Source organism: Psychrobacter pocilloporae, from assembly GCF_029872915.1.
GTDB classification, from domain to species: Bacteria; Pseudomonadota; Gammaproteobacteria; order Pseudomonadales; family Moraxellaceae; genus Psychrobacter; species Psychrobacter pacificensis.
In genome coordinates this window covers 1,192,866-1,211,440 of sequence record NZ_PGFT01000001.1, presented here as the reverse complement: position 1 = coordinate 1,211,440, position 18,575 = coordinate 1,192,866, and the positions used below count along the sequence as shown (strand labels likewise).

At 43.6% G+C, this 18,575-nt stretch carries 16 protein-coding genes and 1 pseudogene; 8 read left to right on the top strand and 9 right to left on the bottom strand.

Annotated elements, in window-relative coordinates; all coding sequences use genetic code 11:
• Positions 1 to 455: 455 nt before the first annotated feature.
• The 3 genes from CUR83_RS05320 to CUR83_RS05310 form a co-directional block, all read right to left on the bottom strand.
• On the bottom strand, positions 456 to 1,811 hold the full coding sequence (locus tag CUR83_RS05320; RefSeq protein ID WP_093070982.1) for an outer membrane protein transport protein: 1,356 nt from the start codon (positions 1,809 to 1,811) through the stop codon (positions 456 to 458).
• 371 nt (positions 1,812 to 2,182) lie between these two features.
• A complete protein-coding gene (locus tag CUR83_RS05315) occupies positions 2,183 to 3,394 on the bottom strand; it encodes an OmpP1/FadL family transporter (protein WP_284719257.1) in 1,212 nt (403 codons plus the stop codon).
• Between the two features lie 219 nt (positions 3,395 to 3,613).
• Positions 3,614 to 3,871: a SlyX family protein gene (locus tag CUR83_RS05310; protein ID WP_186474767.1), complete on the bottom strand. Its 258-nt coding sequence runs from the start codon at positions 3,869 to 3,871 to the stop codon at positions 3,614 to 3,616.
• A 239-nt stretch (positions 3,872 to 4,110) separates the two neighbouring features.
• On the opposite strand from CUR83_RS05310, the gene CUR83_RS05305 reads away from it, so the two are divergent.
• The 6 genes from CUR83_RS05305 to CUR83_RS05280 all read left to right on the top strand — a co-directional run bounded on the left by CUR83_RS05305 (position 4,111) and on the right by CUR83_RS05280 (position 10,484).
• A complete protein-coding gene (locus CUR83_RS05305; protein ID WP_284719256.1) occupies positions 4,111 to 6,054 on the top strand; it encodes an ATP-binding cassette domain-containing protein in 1,944 nt (647 codons plus the stop codon).
• A 525-nt stretch (positions 6,055 to 6,579) separates the two neighbouring features.
• Entirely contained in the window at positions 6,580 to 7,164 is a 585-nt protein-coding gene (gene petA / locus CUR83_RS05300; protein WP_186474769.1) for a ubiquinol-cytochrome c reductase iron-sulfur subunit, read from the top strand.
• Between the two features lie 22 nt (positions 7,165 to 7,186).
• Positions 7,187 to 8,392, top strand: a complete 1,206-nt coding sequence (locus CUR83_RS05295) for a cytochrome b (protein ID WP_198336410.1) — start codon at positions 7,187 to 7,189, stop codon at positions 8,390 to 8,392.
• Positions 8,392 to 9,105, top strand: coding sequence for a cytochrome c1 (locus CUR83_RS05290; protein ID WP_284719255.1), 714 nt, complete (start codon positions 8,392 to 8,394; stop codon positions 9,103 to 9,105). Before CUR83_RS05295 ends, CUR83_RS05290 begins: the two co-directional genes overlap by 1 nt.
• A 197-nt stretch (positions 9,106 to 9,302) precedes the next feature.
• Positions 9,303 to 9,917, top strand: coding sequence for a glutathione S-transferase N-terminal domain-containing protein (locus CUR83_RS05285; RefSeq protein WP_284719254.1), 615 nt, complete (start codon positions 9,303 to 9,305; stop codon positions 9,915 to 9,917).
• Between the two features lie 132 nt (positions 9,918 to 10,049).
• The gene (locus CUR83_RS05280) at positions 10,050 to 10,484 is read left to right on the top strand and encodes a ClpXP protease specificity-enhancing factor (RefSeq protein WP_186474771.1); all 435 of its coding nucleotides are present in this window, start codon (positions 10,050 to 10,052) and stop codon (positions 10,482 to 10,484) included.
• A 104-nt stretch (positions 10,485 to 10,588) separates the two neighbouring features.
• On the opposite strand, the gene dcd is transcribed toward CUR83_RS05280, so the two are convergent.
• The 6 genes and pseudogenes from dcd to CUR83_RS05250 all read right to left on the bottom strand — a co-directional run.
• Positions 10,589 to 11,164, bottom strand: coding sequence for a dCTP deaminase (dcd, locus tag CUR83_RS05275; RefSeq protein WP_186474772.1), 576 nt, complete (start codon positions 11,162 to 11,164; stop codon positions 10,589 to 10,591).
• A 112-nt stretch (positions 11,165 to 11,276) separates the two neighbouring features.
• Positions 11,277 to 12,398: a DUF2804 domain-containing protein gene (locus tag CUR83_RS05270; RefSeq protein ID WP_284719253.1), complete on the bottom strand. Its 1,122-nt coding sequence runs from the start codon at positions 12,396 to 12,398 to the stop codon at positions 11,277 to 11,279.
• 27 nt (positions 12,399 to 12,425) lie between these two features.
• A complete protein-coding gene (locus CUR83_RS05265; protein WP_238062099.1) occupies positions 12,426 to 12,851 on the bottom strand; it encodes a hypothetical protein in 426 nt (141 codons plus the stop codon).
• Between the two features lie 93 nt (positions 12,852 to 12,944).
• Complete coding sequence (apbC, locus tag CUR83_RS05260) at positions 12,945 to 14,177, bottom strand: iron-sulfur cluster carrier protein ApbC (RefSeq protein ID WP_284719252.1); 1,233 nt, start codon at positions 14,175 to 14,177, stop codon at positions 12,945 to 12,947.
• A gap of 209 nt (positions 14,178 to 14,386) precedes the next feature.
• On the bottom strand, positions 14,387 to 14,995 hold the full coding sequence (locus tag CUR83_RS05255; protein ID WP_425301257.1) for an SDR family NAD(P)-dependent oxidoreductase: 609 nt from the start codon (positions 14,993 to 14,995) through the stop codon (positions 14,387 to 14,389).
• Positions 14,996 to 15,061: 66 nt separating this feature from the next.
• Positions 15,062 to 15,421 (bottom strand): annotated as a pseudogene (locus tag CUR83_RS05250) (CoA-transferase); the annotation flags it as partial.
• Positions 15,422 to 15,564: 143 nt separating this feature from the next.
• Here CUR83_RS05250 and CUR83_RS05245 point away from each other — a divergent pair.
• Positions 15,565 to 15,837, top strand: coding sequence for a hypothetical protein (locus tag CUR83_RS05245; protein WP_284719250.1), 273 nt, complete (start codon positions 15,565 to 15,567; stop codon positions 15,835 to 15,837).
• Between the two features lie 545 nt (positions 15,838 to 16,382).
• Positions 16,383 to 18,488: a methionine--tRNA ligase gene (gene metG, locus CUR83_RS05240; protein WP_284719249.1), complete on the top strand. Its 2,106-nt coding sequence runs from the start codon at positions 16,383 to 16,385 to the stop codon at positions 18,486 to 18,488.
• Positions 18,489 to 18,575 lie beyond the last annotated feature (87 nt).

The following is an 18,575-nucleotide window of genomic DNA, read 5'->3' as shown; positions in this document are numbered from 1 at the left end:
GTAACTTTACCTTATCACTATAAAAAAACCTCGCCACTAATGGCGAGGTTTTTTATTGGTAGCTATTAATTATGATGTAAGTAGCTACTATTATAAGTAGGAAGGCTGCTCTAACCTTCTATTATGAGTATCTACTCTTAATAGAATAGCTATGTACTATTACCAAATGGATCTGTCTAAACATGCCCCTACCTATATGGATAGCTAACTATCATATAGGTAGCGACAATGGATACATTGCTTACCATTCAATCAACTGGAAGGCAGATATCAAACGTATAACAACATATGAGTAGTAAGTAGGTTGTAGCTATCAGTTATTAATTTACTTTCTGTAAAACACTCTAAATATCTTTCCATATCTAAGAGTTTTTATTCACTTCAAAATATTGGAATCAATAAAAAAGCGACCTATGATAGGCCGCTTTTTATTATCTAACAGTTATATAAGGAAGCTACTTTCCTTGATAAGAAATCTTTAAACCAGCAATATAACCATCATTATCTTGGAAATCACCAACGATTTTTCCACTAGGTAGACGACCTTTTGCATCACCGAACCATAAGTATTTACCACCAGCCGACACGGCCCAGTTTTCCGTCACGTTGTATTTGGCACCAAGACCGACGCTGTAATAGCCATCGACAGGACCTAACGACGTTGTTGGATCACCAGCACCACTATCCCAACCCACAGTACCACTGATAGCAAGTGCTGGTGCAACACGCTTGGCAAGACCAAGCTCCACTTGCCATTGGTCATCTTCGTATTCAACCAAGTCCAAACCATCAGGGCCGTAATTACGTTTACTAACGTCATTATATAATGGTGGTGTGATGACAAAATCGCTCCAAGGTACCCAGCGTACTTTTGCCGTTGCTAGAGTTGTAGGATTAATACCAGTCTGGAAATCAAAGTTGACTGATTTAGGGGTTGTAATCTCATAATTACTGTTCCGGTTAGCAGCCGCAGCCCCTATAGCCGCTGCCTGTGCTGGAGTCGCTCCTTGCTGCAAAGCAGCTCCTTGAGCCAAAATACCTGCTATAGGATAATTCTCAGAGATATCTATATCATGGTCAATCTCAGAACGATAAGTCAACGCTGCTTTTAGAGCAATTTCAGGCTTGCTATAGGCAATACCTGCGATATAACCATAATCCATATCAGGATTGCTGTTTGAGGTATAACCACTAGCAGGCCCATAAGCTAAGCCACGCAATTTGGTTTCAGATTGGATACGCTGAGCAACTGGACCACCATAAATTTGGAAGTTTTTATTGGCACCGAATTTCATTCCCAAAATACCAGTCAAACTTTGGCTACGAACTTCAACGTTAGTATTCTCGCCTGCAGTGGCTGACTCAGCTAATGCTATAGCACCTGCAGTCTGTGGGTCTACACCATCACCTACCAATTCGCCTCCTGAAGCTTGAGGATTATTGCTTGCCACAAAATTACTTTGCGTGTATTCAGCAGCAGCACCAAAAGGCTCATCATATAGTACACCCACACTGAACGTGTCGTTGATATCAGTTTTTACGCCATAGCGGAAGAAGTCATAAGATTCAGCAATGTCGCCCGTTTTATTGCCGCGCTCATAGTCATTTTGACCAGGGTTGACATTCGCACTATCGTAGCCGCTTACATCAGCATCAATATAAGTATAGACCGCTTCAGCGTAAGTGCCATCTTGAAAAAAAGCAGTGACATCTTGACCTGAACGATCAAGACCAGCAGCGTTGGTTACGCTAGCGAAAGAAAGAGTAGCAATAGCTACTGCAAGGGTTTTCAAATGAAAGGTAGTGCGCATTGTGTATCTCCAACGATCCTTGTTGTATTAATACTTTAATAACCATTATGTAGCATTGCTATGCTCGATATTGATATTACTAAAGTTTTGTCCTAAGTTGAATACTAATGTCTTTTTGACACTAAAACAACATTAAAAGTGCTTTATTTCTCAATTATGACTGAACAGTACATATAAGATATAAATAAAATACTGTGGTTTACTTTTTGTCTTTAATGTGATTTTTACGGTAAGGTCTATAGCCAGAAAATAAATATTTTTACCTATAGTCTGTTAAATGTGATTTTTAAAAACACATAATAAAAAAGCGACCCTTAAAGGATCGCTTTTTTATATTAGTAGCAAACAGTATCACATAATTTATTTGTGATTTACTGAGCTTGGTAAGATACCTTTACACCCAATACAAAACCATCGTTACTTTCGAAATCACTAACGATCGTCTTAGTTGGGATTTGACCTTTGGCATCACCGAACCATAAGTATTTACCGCCAGCAGATATCGCCCAGTTTTCGGTCACATTATATTTCGCGCCAAGACCAGCACTATAATAGCCTTCGATAGGACCTAATGAGGTGACTGGGTCACCTGCACCACTATCCCAACCAACAGTACCACTGATAGCAAGTGCTGGCGCGACACGCTTAGCCAATCCTAGCTCTACTTGCCATTGGTCGTCATCATAGCTAACTAACGCTAACCCCTTATCATCCTGAGTCGAAATCTTGCTAACATCGTTATATAGTGATGGTACGATAGCAAAATCACTCCATGGTACCCAACGTACTTTGGCAGTCGCTAGGGTTGTAGGGTTGATGCCAGTTTGAAAATCAAAGTTCACTGATTCAGGCGTAGTTATTTCAATACTATCAACTCTGTTTGTTGACAGACCAAGTGCAGAAACCACAGGAGCTGGTATAAGACCAGAACCTACAACAGGATAAATTTCAGATGCTTGAGCGTTATGTTCGATTTCCGATCGGTATGTTAATGATGCTTTTAACGCAATTTCAGGCTTGCTATAAGCTACGCCTGCGATATAACCGTAATCTTGATCAGCATTAATATTCGCAGTGTAACCGTTCGCAGCTTCATAAGCAGGACCGCGTAGCTTTACATCTGCCTTTACGCGCTGAGCAACTGGGCCACCGTATACTTGGAAGTTTTTATTTTGACCAAACTTCGCACCAAGGATACCAGTAATACTCTCTGTACGTACTTCTACGTTAGTACCCTCACCGTTTGCATTTACAAAGTTATTATCACCAGTATAGTCAGCGGCTGCGCCAAAAGGCTCATCATATAAGACGCCAACACTAAACGTGTCGTTAATGTCTGTTTTTACGCCATAACGGAAAAAGTCATAAGACTCTGCGATATCATCAATCTTATTATCTGAAGTATCTTTACCCGTCACGTCCGCATCGATATAGGTATAGACAGCTTCAGCATAAGTGCCATCTTGTAGGAATGCGGTGACATCTTGACCTGAGCGATCAAGACCAGCAGCACTAGCAGCGCTAGCGACAGATAGAGTAGCAACAGCTACTGCAAGAGTTTTTAAGTGAAAGGTGGCGCGCATTTTACATCTCCAAACATCCGCATTGTTTTACTGCTTTACTTAATTCTCTTAAGTAAGCAGCATCCGAGGTGGAAGATAGTAAAGATTTTTTAACACTAAAACAACTGCCAAAATACATTATTTCCATATTATGACTATTAAGTCACCAAAGGGTACCTTTATCTAAAAATATACATATTGCGACTATTTACTATTGGTTATCTTACTTGCTATTATTTTTCAGTAATGTGGTGGTTTATCCGCCATCACATCAAATGGGGCAATACCACTCTCTGGGTCTTGATTTTCTATTTGCTTATAAATCAGTTGTAGCTGACGCTGTAATGTTTGAATATCTTTATCTTGACGTGCAATCACCTCATCAAGTCTCTCTACTGTAATCTCAAGGTGCGCTACATTCATTTGCAGATCAATTACTTGGGTTTGCAAGTCGTCTTGTATGCTCGCAGCAGCATCTTTGTTATTAGATTGATTCATATTTTTCTCTAAAGTATCGTAAATATAAGGTGGAAAGGTTTAGCAAGTAAAATAGGTGGCAAAACCTAAGTGGCATCATTAAACCCATCATACTAATCAAAAATAGCCACTATGAATAAAAGCTATAAATAGTACTGATAAAACGATTTACTCGCACTACAGTTGCGCGGTGGCATGTTATACTGCTGGCAATTTTGCAACAACCCCTACCTCACTATTATATAAGCTTAAGATACTCTATGGCACTGATTCATTTAAAAGACATTCACTTAGCGTTTGGCGTCGCGCCTGTTCTTGATGGTATTGATTTTTCTATCAATTCAGGCGAGCGTGTGTGTTTGATTGGCCGCAATGGCGAAGGTAAATCCACCTTATTCAAACTGATTAATGGCTCATTGCAGCCTGACAGTGGCGAGATCATCACCAACAGCAGTATGCGTGTTGCGATGCTTGAGCAAGACGTCCCCGAGTCGAGCGGACGCATACTTGATATCGTCATGGGCGGTAGCCGCCGCACAGCTGACTTGCTCATTAACTATAATAAGCAAGTGGAGATGTGCGCCAATGGCGACATGGACGCTTGCGAGCACATGGCGACCTTGCAGCATGATATCGACGCCGTCCATGGCTGGGACTTAGAACGTGATGCCATGCGTCTGATCACCACCATGGGGCTTGACCCAGAGGACGACCTCTCCTCGCTATCTGGAGGCCGTAAGCGCCGCGTATTACTTGCTCGTGCGCTGGTCACCAAACCTGATGTACTCTTACTTGATGAGCCAACCAACCATCTAGACGTTGATAGTATTGAGTGGTTAGAGCGCTTCTTGCTCGATTGGCAAGGTCTAACTCTACTGTTTGTCACCCACGATAGAGCATTCGTTGATAAGCTTGCGACTCGTATTGTAGAGCTTGACCGTGGTCAATTGACCAGCTATGACGTCACTCAAGGCGCCAAAGGCTACGCTCGTTATCAAGAGCTAAAAGAGCAGCAGCTACTTGCTGAGGAAAAAAACAATGCCAATTTTGATAAAAAACTGGCGCAAGAAGAAGTGTGGATTCGTCAAGGCATCAAAGCCCGTCGTACCCGTAACGAAGGCCGCGTACGCGAGCTAAAAGCCCTGCGCGAAGAGCGAAAAAACCGCCGCGAGCAAGTCGGCAACGTCAATATCACCATGGGTGAAGGCGAAAAAAGCGGTAAGCTCGTTTGTAAAGTCAAAAACCTGCACCTTGAATATGAGGGTAATGTACTGGTTGACAACTTTACGACCACTATTATGCGCGGCGACAAAATCGGTATTGTCGGCCCTAACGGTGCTGGTAAAACCACCCTTATCAAAGCCCTACTCGATATGTCGGATGACGAGGTCACCAAGACCGGCAGCGTCACGCTTGGCACCAATTTGCAAATTGCCTTTTTTGATCAGCTGCGTGATCAGCTAGATCTTGAAGCCAGCGTCGCACAAAACGTCTCAGAAGGTTCTGACTTTGTCGAAGTTGGCGGCCGAAAAACCCATATCATGAGCTATTTACAAGACTTCTTATTTGCACCAGAGCGTGCACGTACCCCTGTCAAAGCACTATCTGGTGGTGAGCGCAACCGTGTATTGCTGGCCAAGCAGTTATTGAAACCTGCTAATATTTTGGTACTCGATGAGCCGACCAACGATTTGGACATGGCGACACTTGAGCTATTAGAAGAGTCGGTCAGCAGCTTTAACGGTACCATCTTGCTGATCAGTCATGACCGCTCATTTATGGACAATGTGGTCACCTCCACCTGGGTGTTTGATACCGATGAAAATGGCAATGGCATCGTCAAAGAGTATGTCGGCGGCTACCAAGAGTATTTGGTGCAAAAAACCCGAGAAGAGGCAGCACGTGCCGCAAAAGCACCTGCCAATAATGCGGTCAGCAAAAAAGCGGCAAATAAATCTGGCGCAGATACCAAGCCTAAAAAAGCAGCCAAAAAGCTGAATTATAATGAGCAGCGTGAATTGGATAACTTACCAAAAGAAATCGCTGCGCTAGAAGCCGAACAAAAAACGCTAGAAGACAAGCTGGCTGATGGCTCTTGGTTTAATACCGACTTTGATGCAGCGACAGCCGCAAGTGAGCGTTTATTGACAATCGAAGATGAAATGATGAGTAAGCTTGAGCGTTGGAGCGAGCTTGAAAGCTAATAATGGCACTTCTCTAGCCACATTTATTAGAATATCGCATATGTACTTTGCATTGCGTATTTCGATAAACAAGTTTCTGATAGTCTGATAAAGCATTATTAATTATTCTGAAAGCATCACCACTTTATTATATATAGAGTGGTGATATTCGTTTTATGACGTTTTATCCAGTAGTGAGATGGTGAAAGTTAGTGAACATTTTCGTAATTTCAAGTATCATTCGCTATTGCTGAAAAATCCTTATTAATTATAAGGTCATGACATTTACAATCCCTATAAAAGCAAAGTTGGCGTTAAACATTGATAATCCGACTGTTTTAATATGGTTGTCATATTCAACCCCCTAATATGCCCTATTAAGGTTGCTTTATTTTTAACGCAATAATTTATTTTATCACCGAAATAGCTTAGAATAGTAACAATTAGCAAAATTAGGCACAGCTAAAGTGGCTTGATATTGTATATTTTCTAAGCCACAAACCCAGTGTGGGATAATCCCATTTCATTCACCTGGAGGAAGTATTAATGAGCCAAGCCGAAGGCGTTAATGTACAACGCCGTAGAGTTCTTATTGCCTCAACTGCCGCGATTGGTGCAGCTGGGGTAGCTGCCGTGGCGACACCTTTTGTCCGTTCTTGGTACCCAAGCGCTAAAGCTGAGGCTGCAGGGGCTGCAGTAACCCAAGATATTAGTGCTATCGAAGATGGACAAATGATTGTTGTCAAATACCGTGGCAAACCTATTTATGTCGTTAAACGCACAGAAGACATGGTCGCAGGGTTGGAATCTGTAACACCATTACTGTCAGATCCTGAATCTGCAGCATCGGTACAACCTGAATACTGCAAAAATACCAACCGCTCTATCGATCCATCGATCTTGGTGGTTGAGGGCGTATGTACGCACTTGGGCTGTGCACCAAACTACCGTCCTGATGTGGGCGCGGTGGATTTAGGTGGCAATGATTGGTACGGCGGGTTTTTCTGTCCGTGCCACGGGTCAAAATATGACTTAGCAGGCCGCGTATATAGTGGCGTTCCTGCACCGCTTAATTTACCCGTTCCAGAATATGGTATGGATGGTACCATTTTGACGGTTGGGGAGGCTTAACATGAGTATAGGTAAAAAGTTAATGCACTGGGTGGACGCGCGTTTTCCAGCGACTGAAACCTACGAATACCACATGTCAAAGTACTACGCACCAAAGAACTTTAACTTTTGGTACTTCTTTGGCGTGCTATCAATGGTTGTACTGGTCAACCAGTTGGTGACCGGTATTTGGCTGACGATGATGTACAACCCTAGTGCCGAGGGCGCATTTGCGTCTGTAGAATACATCATGCGTGATGTCAAAGGCGGTTGGCTCATCCGTTATATGCACTCGACTGGCGCCTCAGCGTTCTTTGTCGTGGTGTATTTGCATATGTTTAGAGCACTGCTCTACGGCTCATATCAAAAACCTCGTGAGCTTATTTGGCTCATCGGCATGGGCATCTATTTGGCTCTTATGGCCGAAGGTTTCTTTGGATACCTACTCCCTTGGGGCAACATGTCATTTTGGGGTGCTCAGGTTATCTTAAACCTTCCTGCGGCACTGCCGGTAATCGGTGACGGTCTTGCTGAATGGGTACGTGGTGACTATATCATCTCAGGTATCACTCTAAACCGCTTCTTTGCGCTACACGTTGTCGCTATTCCATTGGTCCTTGTGGGCTTGGTCTTCATGCACATTGTCGCATTGCACCATGTAGGTTCTAACAACCCTGATGGTATCGATATTAAGAAGCTAAAAGACAAAAATGGCGTACCATTAGACGGTATCGAATTCCATCCATACTACACTGTGCATGATATGGTGGGTATCGTAGTATTCTTTATCTGTTTCTTTGCGGTGGTGTTCTTCTTCCCTGAAGGCGGCGGTTATTTCCTTGAGCCACCTAACTTTGAAGCGGCGAACTCTCTAAAAACACCAGCGCATATCGCGCCAGTATGGTACTACACACCGTTCTATGCCATCTTGCGTGCGGTTCCAAGTAAGCTGGGCGGGGTCATCGCCATGGGTGCGGCCATCGCTGTACTATTCTTGATACCGTGGCTCGACAGATCACCTGTACGCTCAATACGCTACAAAGGTATCTTGTCTAAGATTGCACTAACTGTCTTTGCTATTAGCTTTATCGTACTTGGCTATTTAGGTGCGACACCTGCAACGCCAACTGCGACTATTATGGCTCGTGTATTCACGATTCTATATTTCTTGTTCTTCTTGTTGATGCCGTTTTACACTGCAATCGAGAAGTGTAAACAGCCACCAGAACGCGTTACCGGAGGTCACTAATGAGCACGCTAATCAAATCCCTAGCTGGTCTAGGCTTAGGCGCGGCATTGAGTTTGACTGCTGGTAGTGCGCTGGCAGCAGGCGGCGGATGTGGTACTTTTACCAATGCCGACGGCGTGGTAGAACATTTGGCTTGTAGTGAAGCCCCCATTGATTTTACCAATAAAGGCTCACTACAGAACGGCGCGAAAATCTTTATGAACTACTGTGCTGGGTGCCACTCAGCCAAGTATGTTCGTCACTCGCGTATTGCACAAGATTTAGAGATACCGCCTGAGTTGGTTGAAAAGTATTTGATGGTTACCACCGATCAAATCGGTGACCACATTACTGCTGAGATCGACCCTGAGGTTCAAGCGTCTTGGTTTGGTGCTGCACCTCCCGATCTGTCACTTGAGACGAGACTGCGCGGTGATGACTGGGTATACACATACCTACTATCATTCTATGAAGATCCAAGTCGTCCTTGGGGCGCTAACAACTTAGTACTGGCCAATGCTGCTATGCCCCACGTATTGCATAATATGCAAGAAGAGCTAAGCCAAGAAGAATTTGAATCTGAAGTTGGTGACTTAGTCAACTTTATGGCTTGGATGGGTGAGCCTGCTCGTCACGACCGTCAAGTAATTGGTTTCTTTGTTATTTTATTCTTGTTAGTACTACTCATCCCAGTTTACTTGTTGAACAAAGAATTCTGGAAAGACGTCAAATAAGTAATAATTAGCAGACAGTTCTGATAATTAAAAAAGGCACTACTTCGGTAGTGCCTTTTTTTGTGCTTTGACATTAAGCTGAAATACCAGATAAGCCGGAAAATAAGCCACTCAGCGCTAATGTTTACGTACACTACCTTGATAAACGTTGCGAGTTTGTTTACGATGACAACCTTTACTCTTAACATTAGGCTTTCATGATTGATGCGAATGACATTCCAAGTAGTCAGCTAATTTTATATGCTGATGACGGCTACGACAGTCATGTGGTACGCCTATTACTTGAAGAAAAAAAACTAGAGTATTACCTATCGCGCTTGCACTCTGAGCGCCCTGAAGACTTAACTGAACTAAACCCTTATCATACTTTACCTGTATTGCAGCAGCGTGAGATTGCGCTTTATGAGATTAATGTTATTTTTGAATATCTTGAAGAGCGTTATCACACAAACAAACTGCTCCCTGAGACACCGCAGGAACGTGCACAGTTTCGTCAATTGGCTTGGCGCATTCAGCGTGATTGGCTCGTACTTGGCAAGCGCCTCCTCACGCATCCAGATAGTTTTAATAAAGCACAGGCTGCCGTTGCCAAAAAACAACTCAGTGATTCATTGATTACTCTGTCGCCGCTGTTCGCTCATAAGCCTTATTTTATGGCTGATGAGTTTGGTTGGTGTGATGTATTACTAGCGCCTCTACTATGGCGATTGGATGAAATGGGTATTGAGCTGCCACGTGCTATCAGCCGTCCGATATTTGAATATCAAACGAGAGTGTTTGAGCGTAGTAGCTTCCAAAAAAGCGTACGTTGATTAGACAAGTATAAGAAGCTGCCTTAGAATAAGTACCAATATAACAGAAATTGACTTGCACTTATTGTGCGATAATTTGCTAAATAAAATATCTTTTCATTATTGAACATCATTAGTATAGGAAATCATTAGATGAGCGAAACCACCTCTATTACACCTACCCGTCCTTATATGGTACGTGCACTATATCAATGGATAGAAGACAACGCCTTGACGCCTTATCTGATGGTCGATGCTACTGCTGATAACGTACAGATACCAACCGAGCATGTGCAAGATGGTCGTATCGTATTAAACATCGCCAGCCGTGCTACAGGCAATATGAGTATGGAAAATGACTATATTCATTTTAGTGCGCGTTTTGGCGGTGTCTCGCAAGAAATTTGGGTACCCTTGCAAGCGGTACTTGGCATCTATGCTAAAGAAAACTCGCAAGGGATGTTTTTTGATCCTAACGAGTACGATAACTATGAGCCTGAAGAAGAGGCTAGCGCGGTAGCGAATAAACCAAAAGCTGCGACTAGACCTAAACGCGATAACAAAGCAGGGTTGAAAGTGCTGAAATAATCAGCCATTCAAACTGATTATTTTTCACATAATAAAAAGCCAGTCATATTTGATATAACTGGCTTTTTTGTTGGCTGCTCAAAGACTTGAGACTTTATCTTTAACTAGGTTCTCGGCAAGGTCACGCCGCGTTGACCTTGGTATTTACCGCCACGATCTTTGTAGCTGGTCTCGCAGACATCGTCGCTATCGCTTTGGAAAAACAGCATTTGTGCTACGCCTTCTCCGGCATAAATACGAGCTGGTAGATTGGTGGTATTACTGAACTCTAGCGTTACATGCCCTTCCCATTCAGGCTCTAGCGGCGTGACATTGACGATAATACCGCAACGTGCGTAAGTCGACTTGCCTAGGCAAATAGTCAGTACGTCGCGTGGAATACGGAAATATTCCATGGTACGTGCTAAGGCAAACGAGTTTGGCGGAATGATACACTCATCACCAACGATATCGATGAAGCTTTTATCATCGAAGTTTTTAGGATCAACAACGACTGAATGGACGTTGGTAAAGACTTTGAATTCAGGCGCACAGCGTACATCGTAACCGTAGCTTGAGGTACCGTAGCTCACCAAACGCTCGCCTGCATCATTGAAGCGCACTTGACCTGGCTCGTATGGCTCGATCATGCCGTGCTCTTCGGCCATTTTACGAATCCAGCGGTCAGACTTAATAGACATTGTTATTCCTTAGCAAATTTTTAATAGCGATGATTATACGCAGTTGAGGCATCAATTTATAGGTTTTACGCGAGATAAAAGTATCCACTCGCTATTCAGCTTGAGTCAGATATTACCATTTTGCAAAGTGATCTTCCGCCAGTCCCATTACCTTATCCAAGCGTAGCACTTGCCCAGCTAAGCGTATCTCGCCGCTGTACTCCCCTAGCCACTGCTCAAAGATGCTGGCGACAACGCCGAAATTATCTGTTTTTTTGTAGACTCTAATCGGCGTGAAAGTTAAATCGATATCGACACTGCTCCAGCCTAAGCTTCGATGATAAATGTGCCAAGTATTGGCAGAGGAGTCATTCGTATCTTTACGCTCAAATAATACAGGCGGCAGATAAAAAATCTCGCCATCGAGCCAACAAGCATTCTCACTTAGACCTGTCTCATTGACACCCATAGAGAGATTCAATAAAAAATGCCGACCATCTGCTAGGTAGCTGTTGATACAAGTCCAAAACCAATTGGTCTCATGACGCATATAACCCAGTGTCCAATCTAGATTGGCTCTTGTTGTCTTGCTCAATTCAAGTTTTTGCTGCTGACTATCAGCGGTTATCTGTGCACCCGCTTTGATAATTATCTCGCCGCTAGCAGCGCTCAACGGCTCTTTTTGGGTAAAGGTCCAACCGCGTCTGCCTGTTGGCGTACATATTGCAAGCGGCTGCTGCTGACGCTCTAATTTTGCATGGACTGCTAGATATTGGCTATCAAGCTCTATACTCACCTGCTCTGGGGTAAAACCTAGCGTTAGGCTAAGCTTGCTATGGGTAAAAGACATCTGCCCTTGATAGTGATCGCCTTTAAATGCACTGCGGCGCGTAACTGGCTGCAAGGCTTCCCCAATCTCTAATTGTGCAGTCTCTTCATTGTAAACATAAACAAAAGCACTAGTGGCAATCTTAATCGTTGCCAGTGCGAGACATACTCTAAAAGGCGGCTCGATGATTTGGACAAAACAGAATTGATTGGCCTTGAAGTCTTTACGCCAGTTTGATAATGGTTTTTGCGAGATTAGCGGACTGTAATAATCGAGATAATTGATTTGTTTAACTTGCGAGAACACCCCAAATTGCGGCTGACCATTTTGGATGAGCTGTTCGATAGCTTGTGGCTTTATATCGGTAGAAATGATATTTGCGTAAGCTACATTATCTACCTTGTCGCTTTTAATATGTCCATGCATTGCTATGACATCCTTGTCTTGCATTTATTACTGACTAATCACTTGTCCTTGATAGCTTACTTCGGTACTTATCACTGTTCTTTTTGCTTGCCTTGATGCGGCCCAAATAGCTTCTGTAATGGCTTTGACCTCTATTGCAGTGAGTCCATCGGCCAGCTCCTGCGTCACATTTGCTACGGCAAAAGCATTTGTCCCAAAAGGATGCTTGGGAAACTTTAACAATAAAGCCGCCATCGCCTCTACTGCTGACAAAAAATCGGCAATCACCATTCGCCTATTACTAAAGGTTGCATTGACTTGATAGCGCTTGCTACTACCATCTTTATAGTAGCAAACGCCAATCAGTTGGTTATTTGATAGCTCAATTTCATACACGGGCGGACGCAGCATTTTTAGTAACGTGTACTGCTTGGGCGCAGCCTCTAAATGACTTTGATAAATAGATACACTCACAAAGTTTCCTTGCTTCTTTGTTAGAATAAAAGTGCTTTTAACTTTATATTTGCTTAGGCTAATTTGTTATTGATAAACAATCATCATAAACGATTAAAATATACGTTTATCATCAACAGGCTTAGCAAATTTATCAATATTAGTCTCGATGTTTTTGGCTATATTGATATAGTAATTCGCAAACTCATCATCAGCCAATACACTTGGCTTCCCTTTATCGACTTGGGCGCGGATACCACTGGCAAGTGGTAGTTGCCCTAATAGCGGCACGTGGTACTGCTCAGCGATCATCTCACCACCGCCAGTACCAAAAATCGCTTCGGTATGGTTGCAGTTACTACAAGTGTGCAGCGCCATGTTTTCAACCACACCCAGTACGGGAATACTGGTTTTGTTAAACATCTCAACGCCCTTTTGCGCATCAAGTAGTGCAACGTGCTGCGGCGTCGTGACGATGACAGCGCCTGTCACTGGGATACGCTGCGCCAATGTCAGCTGTATATCGCCCGTACCTGGCGGCATATCAATCACCAAATAGTCCAATTGTGGCCAGTTGGTTTGATTATAAAGCTGCATCAGCGCACCCGTCGCCTTTGGCCCACGCCACGCAACTGGTGTGTTCTCCCCATCGAGCAAGCTGCCGATAGAGAGCATCGCTATTCCATGCGCATCAACCGGAACGAACTGCTCGTTTTCTAATTGCGGCTTCACATCGGCAACACCTAGCATTGTCGGCATACTAGGCCCATATATATCCGCATCAAGCACGCCCACGCGATTACCCCGCTTTTGTAATGCCAGTGCGATGTTCACAGTCGTCGTTGATTTGCCAACGCCGCCCTTACCTGATGCCACAACAATAATATGGCGGATACGAGGATGCGCAGCTAATGAAGCTTGCGTAGGTGCTGCTTTGGTAATTGGCGGCTCAGCGTTAGCGTTATTGGCATTACTCACGTTGTTATTAACGCCAGATGAAGGCTGGGACTCCATCGCATTGGTTGTCTTTGGCATCTGCTTTGGTAAGCTTGAACCTGACCCTTTTTCTGGAGCAGGCAGGCGCACATTCATATGAATCGTGGTAATGCCATGCGGATGCAGCAGCTGACCAAGCTCTTGTTGGATAGCTTCAGGGTTGCTGTCTTGTGGCAGGCGCAAGTCTAGCGTCAGCGCCTCGCCGTCACGCTCAAGTCCTGTGACCATCGTCGCAATACTGACTGTTCCTATCTCATACCCAAGCAATACTTTATCAACGGCACTATCACGTTCTGCCTGCTGCTGCGGTGTTTCGGTTTTGGTGGTTTTTTTCTTCATAAAGTTGAACATAGCTATTATTATTGCCTATACAAGTGGATGAGTTTGGTACATGGCTTAATTCATATCGTCTCCTATTGAGCAAACGATAAAACCAGTGACCATTTTAGCCAAACCTTCTATCGTGACAGTGTAGCTGAATTGGACGCATAAAAAAACCACAACGCCAGTAGGTCTGACATTGTGGTTTGTTCTATTATAATAGGCGCAATATTTGTCTATTAATTCATAAACCAGCCATGACTGGCAACGATAGATTGTCCTGTAAACACATTACTGGGAAACGCCGCTAAGAATAGTGCCAACTGAGCAATATCCTCTACCGTTGTAAATTCTTTATCGACAGTATTTACTAGCATAATGTCATTAACGACAGATTCTTCACTAATACCTTTCTCGCTTGCTTGCTGCGGTATTTGTTTTTCGACCAAAGGCGTTTTGACAAACCCGGGACAGATCACATGCGAGCGCACATTATGCTCAGCACCTTCTTTGGCCAATACGCGGCACAGTCCTAGCAGGCCGTGCTTGGCAGTGACGTAAGTTGCTTTATAAAGTGACGCTTCATGCGAGTGTACTGAGCCCATGTAGATGACCGTGCCGCCTTTATCGTCTTGATACATGTGCTGTACCGCATCTTCAGAGGTGACATCCATCGCAATCGCAAGAGCACGCCCGCTATCTGCTTCAATGGCATCAACCGTTTGCTGTGCTGCTTCAAGATTGATATCGGCAATACCAACCATAGCGCCTGCTTTTGCATAAGTCTCAGCGATATCACGACCGATACCACTTGCAGAGCCAGTGATTAATGGCACTTTACCTGTCAAATCCTGCTGTAATTAGGTGTCCATATAGGTTCCTTATTATGATCTATAAATATTAGGAGATAAATCCTATTGAGCAATGCTAACTGGCGTTTTTTCTTGTAGCTCGTCAAAGCTAACACCATCTGCTAATTCAACCAATTTTAGGTCACTGTCAGTAACGTCTAATACGGCAAGCTCAGTGATGATACGATCAACCACGCCCTTACCCGTTAATGGTAGCTCACAGTTGGCTAAGATTTTTGGATCGCCATGTTTATTGACCTGTTCTATCAATACAATCACACGCTGTACGCCTGCGACCAAATCCATCGCACCGCCCATGCCTTTGACCATTTTTTTTGGAATCATTCAGTTAGCAGGGTCACCTTGTTCTGAGACTTCCATGGCGCCTAATATCGCCAAATTTACATGACCACCGCGAGTCAACAAAGTATTCCTTATCCTTCAATAATATCGCAACTGGATTTATGTTTAATAAAATCGATTAAATGGAATTTTTTGATTAGTTTCTTACCTATATTAATAAGCGCGACATACACGCTGTCTTAATTTTGCCAAGGAGGGCTATCATGTTTAGTACGCTAGCTATTGTCATTACCCTATTATTACTCATATTTTTTGCTTATCGCGGTTATTCTGTGCTGATCTTAGCACCGATTATGGCGACGCTAGCAGTCTTACTATCAGGTGATTTTTTAAACAGCATCCCCGCTTATACCGATGTCTTTATGGGCGCGTTAAGTGGGTTCTTACTCAAATTCTTCCCTATATTCTTGCTAGGGTCACTGTTTGGGCATTTGATGGCCGACTCTGGTGCGGCAACTGCCATCGATAGATTTTAGTAGCCTAAAAACTCAATTCCCAGATGGGGTTTTTATGGCTGGTTTATGACCATCAACATGCGGTGTAAACCTATCGTTCATGACTAATAAATGCTTGCCAGATGAGAAGTATAGTCGATACACTCTAAAAATGTCATAGCGCTACTGGGATGAATTTTGCGCAGCCTCTGGGGACGCAGCACGCAAGTAAAATTTATACCAGTAGCGCGTTTAAACCCATAACAGTTTTATATTCAGCTAACTATAATTACCAAGGAATATCACAAAATTATCTGAATTACGGTATCATAGGCACACTTTTTGATTTTTTATTATTTTTAGAAGTTTTTAGCATTAACGATGTCGCATCTATGAGCGATGAGCCGCTTAAGATGTTCGATATAGTCAATACACTCTAAAAATTTCATAGCGCTATTGGGATGAATTTTGCGCAGCCTCTGGGAACGCAGCACGCAAGTAAAATTTATACCAGTAGCGCGTTTAAATCCATAACAGTTTTACATTCAGCTAACTATAACTAACCCGTTTATATAAAAATATAGGTGATGAAAGTGCGTGAGATTCTAGTAACCAGTGCGCTGCCCTACGCCAATGGCTATATCCATTTAGGGCATCTTGTAGAATATATTCAGACCGACATTTGGGTACGTGCGATGAAAGCGCAAGGCCATCAAGTCACCTATGTCTGCGCGGATGACGCACACGGTACGGCAATCATGCTCAAAGCAGAAGCCAATGGCGTCACGCCAGAAGAGCAAATTGCCTCAGTTAAAGCCTCACATGAAGCAGATTTTGCAAAGTTCCTGATCAATTTTGATAACTACCACAGCACTCATTCAGAAGAAAACAAACAGTTCTCTGAGCTGATTTATCGTCGTCTCAATGAGGCTGGTCATATCAGCACAAAAGATGTCGAGCAGCTATTTGATCCTGAAAAGCAATTGTTTTTAGCCGATCGTTTTGTCAAAGGCACTTGCCCTGAGTGCGATTCACCAGATCAATATGGTGATAACTGCGAAGTATGCGGCACCACTTATGATGCCACTGAGCTGAAAAACCCGCGCTCAACGTTATCGGATGCCACGCCTGTGCTTAAAACTTCTAAGCATTATTTCTTTGATTTGCCAGAGTTTGAGCAGTTCTTACAGGACTGGACGCGCAGTGACAATCGTTTGCAAACCTCAGTGGCTAATAAATTGCAAGAATGGTTTGAGGCAGGACTTACCAGCTGGGATATCTCTCGCGATGCGCCCTACTTTGGCTTTCAAATTCCAGATACCCCAAGCGATGAGCCAGACAAATATTTTTATGTCTGGCTTGATGCGCCAGTGGGCTACATGGCAAGCTTTAAAAACCTATGTGATAAGCGTGCGGGAACAGAGCAAGCGCTTGATTTTGACCGCTACTGGGCACAAGAAAACGAGCACAAAACTGAAGTTTATCACTTCATCGGTAAAGACATCGTGTATTTCCATGCACTGTTTTGGCCTGCCATGCTAGCCGGTAGTGAATTGCGCACGCCAACGGGCGTCTTTGCCCATGGCTTCTTGATGGTCAATGGCGAAAAAATGAGTAAGTCACGCGGCACTTTCATCAAGGCCGAGACTTATGCTGAGCATTTGCACCCTGAATATCTGCGTTATTACTTCGCCAGCAAACTGTCTGACAAAGTCGAAGATATCAACCTTGATTTAGAAGACTTTATGCAAAAGGTCAACTCTGACTTGGTCGGTAAAGTGGTCAATATCGCTAGTCGTAGTGCAGGATTCTTGGTTAAGAAATACGACGGCATACTGTCTGAGACTTGCGCTGAACCGCGCCTATTAGAAGACATTACCAAAACGGGCGATGAGATTGCTGCTGCTTACGAGAATCGTGAATTCTCACGTGCTATGCGCCTCATCATGCAGTGTGCGGATAAAGCCAACGAATATATCGATGCCAAAAAGCCATGGTCGCTCGCGAAATTGGAAGGCACTGAGCAAGAAGTTCAAGACGTCTGCTCGGTCGCTATCAACATTTTCCGTCAGTTGATGGTCTATCTAGCACCAGTATTGCCTGAGCTGACAGCAAATGCGAAAGAGTTTTTGAACATTGACGATTTAAGCTTTGCCAGTCGTAATGAGTGGCTACTGGGTCATAAAATCAATAAATTCAAGCCACTGATGCAACGTATCGAAGAAAAAGATATTGAAGCCATGGTAGAAGATTCTAAAGCATCATTAGCTCAAGCTGATGCGCCTGCTGTGACCGAAAATAACAAGCCTGCCGCAAAAGACAAATCACCTGCAATAGACGCTAATACTGATGCCGAGCGAACGGATTATATTGGTATCGAAGACTTTGCTAAGGTTGAGATGAAAGTCGCTAAAGTGCTTGAGTGCAATCACGTAGAAGGCGCGGACAAGCTGCTACAGTTCACGCTAGATGTTGGTGAAGAAAAGCCACGCAACGTGTTTAGCGGCATTCGTAAGTTCTATGAGCCTGAGCAACTGACGGGTAAGAAAGTCATTTGCGTGACCAATCTTGCCCCGCGAAAGATGAAATTTGGCGTATCAGAAGGCATGGTACTCTCAACCGGTCATCCAAAGACAGGGCTTACGGTCGTTACGCTACCTGATAACTGTGTCATTGGTGATGTACTCGCATAAAAATATTAACTTAAGTAGTGGTGTAAGTGATAATTAAAGAAAGAACGAAAAAAACGGTCTAAATAGACCGTTTTTTTATGGCTGACT

What these genes read in the sequence shown, in the direction of transcription:
- CUR83_RS05310 (WP_186474767.1), bottom strand. Translation starts at nt 3,871, where the DNA reads ATGAATCAATCTAATAACAAAGATGCTGCTGCGAGCATACAAGACGAC.
- metG (WP_284719249.1), top strand. Translation starts at nt 16,383, where the DNA reads ATGAAAGTGCGTGAGATTCTAGTAACCAGTGCGCTGCCCTACGCCAAT.
- CUR83_RS05315 (WP_284719257.1), bottom strand. Translation starts at nt 3,394, where the DNA reads ATGCGCGCCACCTTTCACTTAAAAACTCTTGCAGTAGCTGTTGCTACT.
- CUR83_RS05295 (WP_198336410.1), top strand. Translation starts at nt 7,187, where the DNA reads ATGCACTGGGTGGACGCGCGTTTTCCAGCGACTGAAACCTACGAATAC.
- CUR83_RS05320 (WP_093070982.1), bottom strand. Translation starts at nt 1,811, where the DNA reads ATGCGCACTACCTTTCATTTGAAAACCCTTGCAGTAGCTATTGCTACT.
- dcd (WP_186474772.1), bottom strand. Translation starts at nt 11,164, where the DNA reads ATGTCTATTAAGTCTGACCGCTGGATTCGTAAAATGGCCGAAGAGCAC.
- petA (WP_186474769.1), top strand. Translation starts at nt 6,580, where the DNA reads ATGAGCCAAGCCGAAGGCGTTAATGTACAACGCCGTAGAGTTCTTATT.
- CUR83_RS05285 (WP_284719254.1), top strand. Translation starts at nt 9,303, where the DNA reads ATGATTGATGCGAATGACATTCCAAGTAGTCAGCTAATTTTATATGCT.
- CUR83_RS05290 (WP_284719255.1), top strand. Translation starts at nt 8,392, where the DNA reads ATGAGCACGCTAATCAAATCCCTAGCTGGTCTAGGCTTAGGCGCGGCA.
- CUR83_RS05305 (WP_284719256.1), top strand. Translation starts at nt 4,111, where the DNA reads ATGGCACTGATTCATTTAAAAGACATTCACTTAGCGTTTGGCGTCGCG.
- CUR83_RS05245 (WP_284719250.1), top strand. Translation starts at nt 15,565, where the DNA reads ATGTTTAGTACGCTAGCTATTGTCATTACCCTATTATTACTCATATTT.
- apbC (WP_284719252.1), bottom strand. Translation starts at nt 14,177, where the DNA reads ATGTTCAACTTTATGAAGAAAAAAACCACCAAAACCGAAACACCGCAG.
- CUR83_RS05280 (WP_186474771.1), top strand. Translation starts at nt 10,050, where the DNA reads ATGAGCGAAACCACCTCTATTACACCTACCCGTCCTTATATGGTACGT.
- CUR83_RS05270 (WP_284719253.1), bottom strand. Translation starts at nt 12,398, where the DNA reads ATGCATGGACATATTAAAAGCGACAAGGTAGATAATGTAGCTTACGCA.